The organism is Candidatus Baltobacteraceae bacterium, assembly GCA_036489885.1.
GTDB lineage: Bacteria > Vulcanimicrobiota > Vulcanimicrobiia > Vulcanimicrobiales > Vulcanimicrobiaceae > JAFAMS01.
Genome location: DASXEW010000003.1, coordinates 30,589 through 43,726 on the forward strand (window position 1 = coordinate 30,589; position 13,138 = coordinate 43,726).

Below are 13,138 nucleotides of genomic sequence, written 5' to 3' on the forward strand. Positions count from 1 at the left end.
ATTTAAAACGACCGCGAATAATAGACTTGGAGATAGAAGGGCTGTTGTGGCCCCACCGATGCTCCGCTGGTGTAGTTGGCATTCGAGAGCAAATATCCACCGTTGGTGAAGGCATTTGCCGCCGAGGGAATCACTGGGACGCAGCCCCGATTTCCAGCTCCAACCTGATTCGCGCATGAACCGTAGTTCGTCTGCGGTCCCGATATGCCCGTGGCTACCGGTTGGTAGTACGGGTTCACGATCGGAATCGTGTTGACGAACGCGTTGCCGAAGAGGTTGAACATCTGGACACCGATGGTGTTACGCGACCACTTGTACTGCAACGTAAGATCTGCGTTCAAATTGAAGTGTGAAAGCAGACTTCCGCTCGCGACGCCAAGGCCGACGCCGCGGTTTGCCGCGATGTTCGGTTGAAGCGCGCTGCCCGGGTTCGCCGGATCGTAGTAGTTGGTCGCAATCGCGGCTCCCGGAGAGCCGATGAGGCTGCCCGTGTTGCCGAGACCGCTGCTGACGGCCGGACCGAAATCCACCTGCGGGATATTCATGTTCGTGCCGTTCGCCAGCGTCGCCGCAACGTAGTTGCCCAAGTTGTACGGATAGCCGACGTTCATCTGAAGTTGTGGGCTGATGCTGAAACCGTTCTTGAAGTTCTCAACGCCGCCGATGCGGATCGAGAACGGTGAGACGAAGTCAGCGCGGTACAGATCGCCGAGTGCGACTGACGGCGGCGGAATGATCGGGAACGCGTTTTCGTAGCTGGTGAACGGCTCAGTCGTCGTTAGGACGTTCTGATACGTTGCAGCGAAGAAACCGGAGAATCCGACAGCCCGCTGTGGCGTCGTAAGGTCGAACTCAACTCCGCTCGTCTTTTCGTAACCTTCGTTTGTGGTTGCGAAGATACCGAGCACCGGATTGATGATCGTACCGATCGGCAGCCCTGAGCCCGTTCGCACGAACGGCGAGAGCCGCAGACCCCAACCATTCGTGAAGAGATGGTTGTAGCTGAAGTCCCAGTTATTGTAGATAGCCGGAGCCGAGTTGCCGGCGTCCGGCGCCTCGATGTTGTCGCCTTCCCAATATAGGGCTTGCGCGTAGCTCTTGCAGTTCCAGGTGGTCGTTGCCAACCAGCCGCACTGCTGGACACCGTTCGCCGGGACGTTCAGATACGGTTCGTATCCGTACATACCGAACGGGGTGCCGGCAAACTGCGCGTCCGCGAAGACCGCGGAGCGGCCGTAGCTGAAGCGCAGCGAGTCGTTCGAGCCCATCTCATACGAGACGGACATGCGCGGCTCGGCCACCGTCGGGGATAGGAAGTTCGATCCCCAGGACGAGTTGAGGACGTCGAACGGATTGTTGATCGGAACCGTCGAGCCCGCGGCCACGCCGTAGGCGATACAGGAACCCGAGCAGATACCGCTCGCCGGCGGCCCTTGCCCCGGCAGCGAGTTGGTCCAGTGCGTGTTCTGCCCTTCCTCGCGGAAGCCGACGTCGAAGCGCAGACGGTCCGTTGGATTGTACTGGAAGCGAATACCCATGCCGTAGTTTTGGAAGATGGCATTTGTGTAGTTGATGCCCCAGTTCGGAATACGCGGCAAGCAGTTCGACGCGTATCCGGCCGGAACCGCAACCGACGAACAATCCCGCTGCGGTATGTTAACCGCGTTGGCTCCGAAGTAGTTGTAGACGTAGCCACCCGGCAGCCAGTCGCCGATGAACGGCGCATTGGCAAGGCCGCCCGGATCGAGTCCGGTACCGTAGACCATGTAGTCCGGGTTGACGTTGTTCCAAACCGGGCGAATGAAATTGTACTGACCGTTCAGCGTAACCGTTAGGTTCGAGCCGAATTGATGCAGCAAGTCCATGTTGACGCCCGAGGTCGGACCACCGACGCTACTCGTTTCGCCAACGCCGCCTGCGCCGTTAGCCCAAGCGCCGAGTGTGTGGGTGTCGTCGCTGTCGGACAGCGTTTCCCAGTTGTAGTACCGCAGCGCTAGGTACGTATTGGAGCTGAGGTTGTTGTCATATTCCAACTTGAGGAAACGCGTCTGGTTCGAGAACAGCTGCTGCGGCGACGTCGCCAGCGTGTTCGTTGCCGGCACGCCGGGAGCCAGGCCGACGAGTCCCGAGTACTGCGCTGGCGTTAGGGCCCCGCCGGTGACGCCGGCTGCGATCGCATAACCGAACGAGTTCTGCGTTGTGAAGTCGTACGGATAGTATGTATTGTCGAGCGCAGTCGACGTCAGGAACCCCTGCTGCGAGGTATTCATATAGAGCACTTGCAGCTGTTGGCTGTTGTCCTTACCGAACTTGAAGAAGAAGTTGTTGAGCAATTGGTCGTTCCGCAAACTCTGAGTTGGGAACGCAGCCAAGTATGCTTGCGGCGTACCGCCCGAATAACCGTAATACGGCGTCAGGCGCTCACCGTTGTATGAGATGTAATCCGAGAAGCGATTGTCGGGAGTCGAAAAGCCGTAGTTGATGCCGAGCTGGTGATCGAAATTCGGACCACCGACACCGAGAAACAGCTCGCCGGAACCCGGACCGCTGCCGCGCTGCGGGACGATGTTGATGACGCCCGCGCCGACGCCGGCTTGCGTTGCGTCCGCAGCACCTTCGACGACTTGAACGTTACCGACGCCGTTCATAAGTCCGAACGAACCATTTCCGTTAAGGAACGGCTCGCGGAACGGAACGCCGTCCATCTGATATCCGACTTCCCAGGCCGCCGCACCGCGGATCGTCACCTGGGTCGAGTACGCCATGCTGTTGTTGGTCAGGGTCACACCCGGAACCGACAAAAGCGCCGCATTTTCGTTCGACGAGTATTTGTTACCGGTCGATTGAACTATTTGCGTTTGGTTGATCGTATATTGATCGGTGGTTTGCGTCGGTTGGTATGCACTCGAAACGCTACGCGATGTTACGCGCGCAATCGTTGCGAGATGCGGTTCGAGCGAAACCGCGCCGATCGAGTTCGTTTGGTCACCGAATACGGTGACGCCCGGAATGTTGACCGTGTCGTGACCCGGTGCGGTCACGCTGATCGAGTACGTGTCGACACTGACACCCAGGACCGTAAAGTGCCCCGAAGAGTCGGTCGTTGCCGAGTATGAATTGCTCGGCGACTTCGCCGAGACGCTGGCACCGCTGATCGGTGCGCGCGTCGTCGAGTCAAGGACTGTACCGCTGAGCGTGCCATAGACACCGCCCGCAGCGAACGCCGATGGCGTAGTTAGTGCAAGAATCGCCACAGCTAACAGTGACGCGATTACGCACTTAACCGACGCACGGCGTATCCGTGTGAGTCGCATGCTGCCTCCAGATTGTTCCAATGGGGAAAGGCAAACTAAACAAGTGGGCGGCCCCGAGGGCCCCCTGCTCGCTCCGCGCCTTTCGTTTATGTGACGGGCTTAACCCTCTTAATACGCAGGGCAAGCACAAGAATACATTTCCTTACTTTTTCTGGATATTTGGCTCAGGCATGGACTAAATTGCCGAGCTTCTTTTTAAGCAACTTCGGGATGTCCGAAGGCCGGTCGGCGACTGGGACTCCGGCAGCTTCGAATGCCGCGACTTTGCTTTGCGGCGTCCCGGTGTTCCCCGAAATGATGGCGCCGGCGTGGCCCAAACGTTTGCCCGGCGGCGCCGAGCGTCCACCGATGAAAGCGACGGCCGGGATGCCGGCCATGTGTTCCTTTATGAAGGCGGCCGCGTCTTCTTCATCTGAACCGCCGATTTCGCCGCAGATCACGAGCGCCTCAGTCAGCGGATCGCTCTTGAACTCGCGCAGCGCATCGACGAACGTGGTCCCGATGATCGGGTCGCCCCCGATACCGACGCAGGTCGACTGGCCGAGGCCCGCCTTCGTAAGATTGTCCACGATCTCGTAGGTCAAGGTCCCGGAGCGCGAGACCATGCCGACCTTGCCCGGCGCGAAGATGTGGCCGGGCATGATCCCGACCAGAGCCTTGCCCGGCGAGACGAGGCCGGGGCAGTTCGGCCCCAGGATCTGCATCCCAGGGGTCGTCGCCACAATCTTGAGCATGTCGGTCGCCGGGATCCCCTCGGTGATGCAGACGCAGAAGCCGATCCCGGCGTCGTAGGCTTCGTAGAGCGCGTCGGCCGCGAACTGCGGCGGGACGAAGATGATCGAATGGGTCGCCCCGGTCGCCTCGACGGCGGCTTTAACGGTGTCGAAGACCGGCTGGCCGGTCTCGATCTTGCTTCCGCCCTTGCCGGGCGTCACACCGCCGACGACGTTCGAGCCGTACGCGATCATGCGGCTCGCGTGGAAACCGCCCTCGCGACCGGTGATCCCCTGAACGATGACGCGCGAGTTCTTATCGAGCCAAATCGACATCAGGCGGCTCCCTTCGCGGCAGCGACGGCCTTGGCGGCGCCGTCGTCCATCGTCTCGACCGACGCGATTCCGGCCTTGGCCAGAATTTCGCGGCCTTCTTTTTCATTGGTCCCGGTCAGCCGCACGACCAGCGGCACTTTCCGCAGCGAGTTGCCCGAGAGAGCTTCGACGATCCCCGCCGCGACTTGGTCGGCGCGCGTTATCCCGCCGAAGATGTTAATGAACATCGCCTTAACTTTCGGATCGCTCACGATCAGCTCATAGCATTTGCGCACGCGTTCGGCTTGCGCACCACCGCCGACGTCGAGAAAGTTTGCAGCGGAACCGCCGGCGGTGCGAATCGCGTCCATCGTTCCCATGCCGAGCCCGGCGCCGTTGGCCATCACGCCGATGTCGCCGTCGAGCCGCGCGTAGTTCGAACGTCCGAGACCAATCGCAACGGCTTTGGCTTCGTCCTCGTTGTCGGGCGATTCGTTTTCTTTCTCCCACGCGGCAAGCTCGGGATGTTTGTAGAGCGCGTTGTCGTCCAGCTCGACTTTCGCATCGGATGCGATGACGCGCCCGTCTTTGGTGAGCACGAGCGGATTGATCTCGATCAGATTCGCACCGTAGTCGAAAAACAGTTTGTAGATGGCGCCTGCGATCGCGGGCCATTCTTTCGCGTATCCGGCCGGAAGCTTCGAGGCAAAAAACAGAAGCCGCGCTTCGAACGGCGAGTATCCTACTGCAGTATCAACCCAATATTTCGAAAGCGCGTGCGGATCTTTATCCGCAACCTCTTCGATGTCCATGCCGCCTTGCGCGGTAACGATGAACACGGGACGCTTCGTACTGCGATCGATCGTGACCGAAACATAGGCCTCGTGCGCGATTGCAACTTTCTCTTCGACGAGCAACGACTTGACGAGCTCGCCTTGCGGATTCTGAATTCCGCGCAGCGTCGTGCCGATCAGCGCAGCAGCGATTTTCTTTCCGTCATCTGCATTGTCGGCGAATTTGATTCCGCCGGCTTTGCCGCGCCCACCCATCTGCACTTGAGCTTTGAGCACCCACGAACCGGGATTCGCGGCGATGAACGATGCAACGTCGTCCGCGGTACGCGCATGCTCTCCGCGCGGAACCGGAATGCCGACACGCTTAAAGAGCTCTTTGCCTTGGTATTCGACTAACTTCATTTCGACACGCCCGCCGTTCCCGATAGTAGCAAGATTGTGCACGCGTTTAGGCAGGAGAACTTGCCGGACCCTTCCGACGTTAGTCTCACTATGAAACGCTTGTCCTCGGTGGTCCTGATCGCAGCGCTTTTCTTGGTACCGACGTTGGTGACGGCGGCCGAACCGGATTCCATCCTGTCCTTCGACGGCGGCAGCGGATGGCTCAATGGCGCTCCGATTTCCATCGCCGATTTGCGCGGGAAAGTCGTGCTCGTCGACTTCTGGGAGTACACGTGCATCAATTGCTTGCGCACGCTCCCGTATCTGCGCGAATGGTATAAGCGTTACGCGGCGGACGGTTTCGTCATCATCGGTGTCCACACGCCGGAGTTCACGTTCTCCTCCGACCCGAAGAACGTTGAAGCGGCAACGAAGCGGCTCGGCGTAACTTGGCCGGTCGTTCTCGATGACAAAGACGTAATCTGGAACCGCTACGGCACCACCACATGGCCGCACGAGCTGCTTTTCGATCAAACCGGAAAACGTAACGACAGCGTGATCGGCGAGGGCGGCTATACCGAAACCGAACAGCGGATCCAATATCTGCTCAAGCGCGCGAATCCGTCGCTACAATTGCCGCCGATCATGGCGCTGTTGCCGGAAGACAACTACTCGAAGCCGGGCGCCGTGTGTTATCCCAAGACCGAAGAGACGTTCGTCGGCGGGCCGCATGCAAACGTGGGAAACGCTCCGCCGCAAGCTGCGAACGGTGGTCTGTTCGACTCGCAATCGTCGCTCCAGGGCCTTACGAGCGCGATGTACTACGACAAGGGCTCGCACACGGACGGCAAGATCTATCTGCAAGGCGGCTGGCGCAAAGTGGAACAAGGACTCGTATCAGTCGACGGCCGCCCGCATGTCGCGCTCAAGTACCACGCCATTCAGGTCGTCGGCGTCATGCGTCCGGAAAAAGGCGCGGTAACGGTCATCGTTACGCAAGACGGAAAACCCGTTGCGCACGATGATGCGGGCCCCGACATTCAATACGATGCGCAAGGACGCTCGTACATGACGGTCGATGCGCCGCGTGCCTACACGATCATCAACAATAAGAAGTGGGGTACGCACGATCTCACGCTCGAGCCGCAAGGCTCAGGCGTCGGCATGTTCAGCTTCGACTTCGAATCCTGCGAAGTCCCGAACTAGTCGAGGCGGCCAACGCGATGGAGCTTATTTTGTCATTCCGAGCGTAGCGCCGAAAGCGCGTAGTCGAGGAATCGGGACAATAAAAAAATCAGAGCCCTTGCGAGCTCTGATTCCGTAGCTTCCAGAGAAGCATTTTCACGAAAGTGGTGCCTACAGTCTAGCAACTGCCGTCGCCGCCGTCAACGGTTCGGGCCTTTCCTATTCCAGCCTTCCGAGTAAAGCGCGCGCGATGATCATCTGCTGAATCTCTGAGGTGCCTTCGTAGATCTCGGTGATCTTCGCGTCGCGATAGTAGCGCTCGACCGGGAAGTCGCTCATGAATCCGTAGCCCCCGTGAATTTGCACGGCTTCCGATGCGTGCTCGCGCGCCTTCGTCGACGCAAATAGTTTTGCCATGCTGGCTTCGACGGCAAACGGTTTGCCGGCGTCGCACAGCGCAGCCGCGCGGTACGTCGCGAGCTGCGCGGCATTCAAATCAGCGGCCATGCGCGCGATCTTGAACGAGATCGCTTCGAACGCACCGATCGGCTTGCCGAAAGCTTCGCGATCTTTTGCAAATTGAACCGATGCGTCGAGACATGCACCAAGAATGCCGCACGCCTGCGAGGCAATGCCGATGCGGCCCGACGTCAGTGTGCCGAGCGCGCTGCGCAAGCCTTCGCCTTCGCCGGCGAGCAACGCACTTACCGGAATCTCAACGTCATCGAAAGCGATGTCGCACGTGTTGCTAGTGTGAATGCCGAGTTTGTTCGAGAGGTTCTCGATCACCATGCCCTTCCAGGGATGATCGATCAGAAACGCAGAGATGCCGCGCACGCCCTCACCGCCGGTTCGAAACATCCCCATGATCACCGCGGAGTAGCCGCCGTTCGAACACCACTGTTTGCGACCGTTCAGAATGAACGCGTCGCCCTTGCGCCGCGCGGTTGCACGTAACGCGGCGGCGTCCGAACCGACTTCGGGCTCCGTGAGCGCAAATGCCGCGATCGCATCGCCGGTCGCGAGCATCGGTAAATATTTCTTTTTCTGCGCGTCGGTGCCGAGGCGCATGATCGCCGCGCAAATCATGACGTGCACGGAGAGCGTCACCGCTGCGCCGGCATCGACTTTCGCGATCTGCTCGACTGCGAGCGCGTAACTCACGTAGTCTGCGCCGACGCCGCCATATTCTTCCGGGATGACGATGCCCATTAGGCCGGCTTCCGTCATCTTCGTGAAAAGCGCGCGCGGAAACGTGTGACCGCGATCCCACTGCGCGATATGCGGTGCGATTTCGCGCTTGGCAAACTCCGCTGCCAGCTCCGCAATCGCGCGCTGGTCGTCGGTCAGCTCGAATTGTGCTATACGGGGACCGCCTCGGCGCTGACTTTGCGGCCGTTCTCATACGCGTAGAAACCGCGGCCCGTCTTGCGCCCGTACCAACCGGCGTCGACGTATTGGCGCAACAACGCGCACGGGTTGTACTTCGGGTCGCCAAGACCGTCGTACAACACTTCCATGATTGCAAGGCACGTATCGAGGCCGATCAGATCGGCGAGCTCGAGGGGACCCATCGGATGATTGAGTCCGAGCTTCGCAACGGTGTCGATCGCATCCGGAGTACCGACGCCTTGGAACAAAGCGAAGACCGCTTCATTAATAAGCGGCATCAAAATTCGATTGGCAATAAAGCCCGGCATGTCGCGCGACTCGGCCGTCGTCTTGCCGAGATCGGCTGCGAGATCGTGGACGAACTTCGCCGTCGCGTCTGTCGTTTGAATCGCGCGGATGACTTCGACCAGCTTCATGACCGGAACCGGATTCATGAAGTGCATTCCGATCACGCGCCCCGGATTGTCGCAGACGGCGGCCAGCTTCGTGATCGAGATCGAGGACGTGTTGCTGGCAAGAATCGTTTCGGGCGCCGTCGATTCGTTGAGCTTGCGGAAGATTTGCAGTTTGAGCTCGAGGTTCTCGGTCGCAGCTTCGATCGCGATTGCAACGTCGAGATTCGTGAAGTGCGGCCGCGCGTCGATGTGCGAGAGAACCCGTCCCCGCTCGTCGGCCGTCATCCGGCCTTTCTCAACGGCGCGATCGAGATTCGATTCGATCGAACGTATGCCGTGCTCGATGAACTTCTCTTCGCGATCGTTGAGCAGCACTTCGTGTCCGGTTTGCGCGCAAACTTGCGCGATCCCGGATCCCATCTGCCCGGCGCCTATAACTAAGATCCGCATGTTATTTCAGCGGCACGCTTCGCGGGCCGAACCTCCACAAGAGCAGCGAGACGATTTTCGGGCCGAGCCCTCCACAGCAGGTTCACTAGTGACTTGCTCCCCATTGTGTCTTCTGACCATAGCGCTCCCACGTATGTCATCCTGAGCGTAGCGCTCCGCAGGAGCGCGAAGTCGAAGGGCGAGCCCGAATGATGCGGGCAGCGAAACACTGCGGCAAGGTCGAGGGCACGATCATGCCCGCAAGTTCGGACGATCGTTCCTCTACCCGGACGACTACGACGCGCCCTTCGACTTCGCAACGCGGCGCGTTGCTACGCTCAGGATGACATCGGGGTAATCGTGCCGTGCGGCGGCCCTTTGCGCGAAATCAACTGCACGCGCTAATCGAACGTGCGCCCGTTCATCCATCACTCCACTCTTACCAGGACGGCGTCACCTTGGCCGCCGCCGCTGCAGATCGCGGCAATGCCGAGTCCGCCGCCGCGCCGGCGCAGCTGATGAATCACCGTGCCGACGATACGTGCGCCCGATGCTCCGATCGGGTGGCCCATCGCGACTGCGCCGCCTTGCAGGTTGACGCTATCGGCGCTGAGACCTAAGCGCTGCGAAGAGCTCAGGACGACTGCCGAAAATGCTTCGTTGATTTCCCATACCGCGATGTCGCTGCGCGAGAGACCTTGCTGGTCGAGCAGTTTTTGCGCGGCCATCGCCGGCGTTAAGGCGAGATATGGCGGATCCCATGCAGCCGTCGCATGATCGACGATCGTCGCGAGCACTTCGGCGCCTTGGCTTTTCGCGTACGCCGGATCTGCGATCACGAGTGCGGCTGCACCGTCGTTGACGCCCGGCGCGTTGCCGGCCGTAACCGACCCGCCTTTGTCGATCGGCGGAAGCTTGGCCATCGCAGCGACGTTCGCGTCGCCGCGCACCGCTTCGTCGCGATCGACGAGCGTCACGGCAATCTCACCGTGCGCGTGCGCATCGAGATACGGCGAATATTTTTGCGGATCCGGCACCATCGTGTGCGGCGGCGTATGCGACCAGACGCTCGAGCTACCGTTTCCACCCGCAAGAACGGGGACGCGTGGCGGCACGCGTGTGGGAACGATCTCGACGACGATCTTGCCCTTCTGTTTCACAGCAACGCGAATCGGCACGATCTCGTCGGAAAAATAGCCGGCTTCGCGCGCTTGCGCCGCGCGCTGGTGACTGCGGTACGCGAATTCATCTTGCATCTCACGCGTCAAGCCCAACTCGGCTGCGACTTGCGCGCCTTGCGATGCCATCGTCACGTCGAAGAAAAAGTCCCACAAGCCGTCGTGGACCATCAAATCGACGAGCTTACCGTCGCCGAACCGATAGCCGCTGCGCGCGCCCGGGAGCGCGTAAGGGGCATTGGACATCGACTCCATCCCGCCGGCGACGATCAGCCGGTAGTCGCCGCTGTCGACCAGACGCGCCGCCATGACGACGGCGAGCATGCCGGAGGCGCAGACCTTGTTCACGGTCTCGCTGGTGACGGTCTTGGCAAGCCCTGCTTTATAGGAAGCTTGGCGCGCGGGCGCTTGCCCGGCCCCGCCCTGTAAGACCTGCCCCATCACGACGTGGTCGACGTCGGCGCGGTCGACTTTGGCGCGCTCGAGCGCAGTGCGGATGGCTTCAGCTCCCAGCGTCGTCGCGGGAAGCGCGGCGAGGGCGCCGCCCAAGCGGCCGAACGGCGTACGCGTCGCGGCCAGAACTACGGCTTTTCCATTCATGTTCTCGATGACCCCGGAGTGGTTATTTTGGCTGCAGTTGGGTGCACACGATCCGCTCGTCGGCCGCGCACGACTGGCATTCGAACTGCACGGTCACGTGCGAGATCGCGAACTCGTCGCGCATCGCGCGATCGACGCTTTGCAAGATCTGCGTTGCGTCGCTGATGCTGCGATCCGGCAAGAGGATGTGCGCCGAAAGCGCGTAGTTTCCGGTTCCGAGCGTCCAGACGTGCAGGTCATGCACGCCGACGATCCCGTCGACCCGGCGAATGCGATCCTGAACGCGCTCGACGTTGACGTGCGCTGGGACGCTTTCGAGCAGCACGTCGCTGGCTTCGAGAACGATGCGCACCACGCCGACGACGATAACGGCTGCAATCCCAATCGAGAGCAATGGGTCGATCCACGACCAGCCGAAGCGCCAGATCACGAGCGCCCCGAGGATGACGCCGAACGACGAGAGCGCGTCGCCGAGCACGTGCAGCGTCGCCGCGCGCATGTTCAGGTTCTCGTGCATCTTGCGCGCCAGCACGATGCTGAGCGCAGCATTCACGATCAGCGCGAACGCAGCGAATGCCGCCATCAACGGACCTTCGGGAATAACCGGGTTCATCAACCGGCGCACCGCCTCGACGACGATGAACACCGTGATCGCAAAGAGTAAGCCGCCGTTGAGCAGTGCCGCAAGAATTTCGGTGCGCCCGAAACCGAAGGTTTGGCGCCGTGTTGCGGGCCGCGAAGCGAGATGCATCGCGGCTAGTGCAATCAGCAGGGCGATCGCATCCAAGAACACGTGCGCGCTATCGGTCAGGAGCGCAAGCGAGTGCGCAAGAAATCCGCCCGCGCACTCGATCGCAGCAACGAGCGTGGTCGCGATGAACGCCACGCGCAGCGTCATGACACGACCGCCTTGAATCCTAGGATTGCGAGCATTACGCCAAACGTCACGAACGTGCGCGTCTCCGCGCGCACGATGACGCCGGCATCATAGGAGCCCATCCGTGACGCGGACGCTTTTGGAATGCGCGGCCAGACGCGCGCCACGCGTGAAGCATACTCATCAAAGCTCGCGCCGAACGTCGCCCGCAGAAAATTCTCTTCGTGCGGCACGATCGTTATGTAGATGGCGAGCATCATAGCCAAGCTGATCACAATGAGCACGTAGCGGTCCGTCTCGGAGTTGTTCCCGGTGAACGCGATTGCGAAGCCCAACGCCGTGAGAAAGTTTCCGATATAAAGCGGATTGCGAACGTAGGCGTATGGCCCGGCGGTGACGAGCTGCGGCGCCGTCACCTGATCGGCACGCGTCGTCGTTCCCGAATAGCCGACCGCCCAGCAGCGAATCGCCTCGCCTGCAAGCGCGAGCGGCAGCCCGGCGAGAATTGACGTTAGGTTCGGCTTTCCGAAAATCGCCAGAATGAGCGCCGGGATCGCAAGCAGCGCGCCGCGGTTCTTAAAGACGAAGGCACGAACGCCCATCAGGCGGGGACTTCTGCGCGCGCTTCCTCGTAGACTTCGCGTAGCGAATCCGCAAGGCTGATGCGCGGCGACCATCCGGTCGTGCGCTTGAGTTTGCTCGGATCGCCAACCGAGCGCAGCACTTCGCCGCTTGTGCGCATCAGCTCGGGATCCTCACGAATCTCGACCGGTACGCCCGCAATGTTGACGAGCCGCCGCAAGACCTCGCGCATTTTGACGGCCTGTCCGCTGCAAACGTTGTAGACTTCGCCGCTCGAGCCCCGATCCGCAAGTGCAATGTACGCGGCGACGACGTCGCGCACGTCGAGAAAATCGCGTTCGCTCTCGACGTTGCCGACGTTGAGCACGCGATCTTGTCCACTTGCAATCTTCGCCAGACGGTGCGCGAAGGCGGGGACCGCGAAGCGCGCATCTTGTCCGGCGCCGATGTGATTGAATGCTCGCGAGATGACGGCATCGATCCCGTACGAGTGATGCCAGCCAAGAACCAGCGCTTCGCCGGCAGCTTTCGAGGCTGCGTACGGATTGGTGGGACGCGGCGGAAGCGTTTCGCGCAGCGGCATGTCCTCTTGCGAACGGCGCCCGTAAACTTCGGCAGAACTGACGAACAGCAATCGCGGCTTGAGTTCGCGCAAGGCTTCGAGCAGATACGCCGTACCGTCGACGTTTACGCGATACGTCGTCACAGGATCTTCGATCGAAACCGGAACGAACGACTGTGCCGCAAGATGATAGACGACCTCAGGCTGCACCATCTCGACGACGGCGCGAACGTTCTCGGCGTCGGTTAGATCGAGTGGGAGATGTTGATCGTCGCCGTGCGAGGGCGCAGCGGAAATGACGTCGTCACCACGCTCGCGCAACGCAGCAACAAGTCGCCGCCCAACAAAGCCACTCCCCCCGGTAACCAAAACTCGCATACGGCTACGTTACGCTTGTCATCCCGAGCGTAGGCGCGTAGCG

10 protein-coding genes are annotated in these 13,138 nt (G+C 60.7%); 1 reads left to right on the forward strand and 9 read right to left on the reverse strand.

Translation table 11 applies throughout. The features are described 5' to 3' along the window. Window positions 1-2: 2 nt before the first annotated feature. The 3 genes from VGG22_06140 to sucC form a co-directional block, all read right to left on the reverse strand. A complete protein-coding gene (locus VGG22_06140; protein ID HEY1727930.1) occupies window positions 3-3,254 on the reverse strand; it encodes a TonB-dependent receptor in 3,252 nt (1,083 codons plus the stop codon). 224 nt (window positions 3,255-3,478) lie between these two features. After that, window positions 3,479-4,363, reverse strand: a complete 885-nt coding sequence (sucD, locus tag VGG22_06145; protein HEY1727931.1) for a succinate--CoA ligase subunit alpha — start codon at window positions 4,361-4,363, stop codon at window positions 3,479-3,481. Beyond that, entirely contained in the window at window positions 4,363-5,538 is a 1,176-nt protein-coding gene (sucC, locus tag VGG22_06150; GenBank protein ID HEY1727932.1) for an ADP-forming succinate--CoA ligase subunit beta, read from the reverse strand. Before sucC ends, sucD begins: the two co-directional genes overlap by 1 nt. A gap of 90 nt (window positions 5,539-5,628) precedes the next feature. Here sucC and VGG22_06155 point away from each other — a divergent pair, with 90 nt between their 5' ends. Then, window positions 5,629-6,723 carry a redoxin domain-containing protein gene (locus tag VGG22_06155; protein ID HEY1727933.1) on the forward strand — a complete coding sequence of 365 codons (1,095 nt, stop codon included), beginning with the start codon at window positions 5,629-5,631 and terminating at the stop codon, window positions 6,721-6,723. 198 nt (window positions 6,724-6,921) lie between these two features. On the opposite strand, the gene VGG22_06160 is transcribed toward VGG22_06155, so the two are convergent. The 6 genes from VGG22_06160 to VGG22_06185 form a co-directional block, all read right to left on the reverse strand. Further along, window positions 6,922-8,067, reverse strand: coding sequence for an acyl-CoA dehydrogenase family protein (locus VGG22_06160; GenBank protein HEY1727934.1), 1,146 nt, complete (start codon window positions 8,065-8,067; stop codon window positions 6,922-6,924). Further along, entirely contained in the window at window positions 8,064-8,939 is an 876-nt protein-coding gene (locus VGG22_06165) for a 3-hydroxyacyl-CoA dehydrogenase NAD-binding domain-containing protein (GenBank protein ID HEY1727935.1), read from the reverse strand. The genes VGG22_06160 and VGG22_06165 overlap by 4 nt, the downstream gene beginning before the upstream one ends. A gap of 407 nt (window positions 8,940-9,346) precedes the next feature. Further along, window positions 9,347-10,696, reverse strand: a complete 1,350-nt coding sequence (locus tag VGG22_06170) for a hypothetical protein (protein ID HEY1727936.1) — start codon at window positions 10,694-10,696, stop codon at window positions 9,347-9,349. Window positions 10,697-10,718: 22 nt separating this feature from the next. Beyond that, window positions 10,719-11,594 (reverse strand): cation diffusion facilitator family transporter, encoded by an 876-nt coding sequence (locus tag VGG22_06175; protein ID HEY1727937.1) that lies wholly within the window; start codon window positions 11,592-11,594, stop codon window positions 10,719-10,721. Next, window positions 11,591-12,175: an isoprenylcysteine carboxylmethyltransferase family protein gene (locus VGG22_06180; protein ID HEY1727938.1), complete on the reverse strand. Its 585-nt coding sequence runs from the start codon at window positions 12,173-12,175 to the stop codon at window positions 11,591-11,593. The genes VGG22_06175 and VGG22_06180 overlap by 4 nt, the downstream gene beginning before the upstream one ends. Continuing rightward, a complete protein-coding gene (locus VGG22_06185; GenBank protein HEY1727939.1) occupies window positions 12,175-13,095 on the reverse strand; it encodes a GDP-mannose 4,6-dehydratase in 921 nt (306 codons plus the stop codon). Before VGG22_06185 ends, VGG22_06180 begins: the two co-directional genes overlap by 1 nt. Window positions 13,096-13,138: the final 43 nt, after the last annotated feature.

Bases quoted from the DNA above. Each gene is read 5' to 3' on its own strand.
- VGG22_06170 (HEY1727936.1), bottom strand. From the start codon at position 10,696: ATGAATGGAAAAGCCGTAGTTCTGGCCGCGACGCGTACGCCGTTCGGC.
- VGG22_06165 (HEY1727935.1), bottom strand. From the start codon at position 8,939: ATGCGGATCTTAGTTATAGGCGCCGGGCAGATGGGATCCGGGATCGCG.
- VGG22_06175 (HEY1727937.1), bottom strand. From the start codon at position 11,594: ATGACGCTGCGCGTGGCGTTCATCGCGACCACGCTCGTTGCTGCGATC.
- VGG22_06180 (HEY1727938.1), bottom strand. From the start codon at position 12,175: ATGGGCGTTCGTGCCTTCGTCTTTAAGAACCGCGGCGCGCTGCTTGCG.
- VGG22_06155 (HEY1727933.1), top strand. From the start codon at position 5,629: ATGAAACGCTTGTCCTCGGTGGTCCTGATCGCAGCGCTTTTCTTGGTA.
- sucD (HEY1727931.1), bottom strand. From the start codon at position 4,363: ATGTCGATTTGGCTCGATAAGAACTCGCGCGTCATCGTTCAGGGGATC.
- sucC (HEY1727932.1), bottom strand. From the start codon at position 5,538: ATGAAGTTAGTCGAATACCAAGGCAAAGAGCTCTTTAAGCGTGTCGGC.
- VGG22_06185 (HEY1727939.1), bottom strand. From the start codon at position 13,095: ATGCGAGTTTTGGTTACCGGGGGGAGTGGCTTTGTTGGGCGGCGACTT.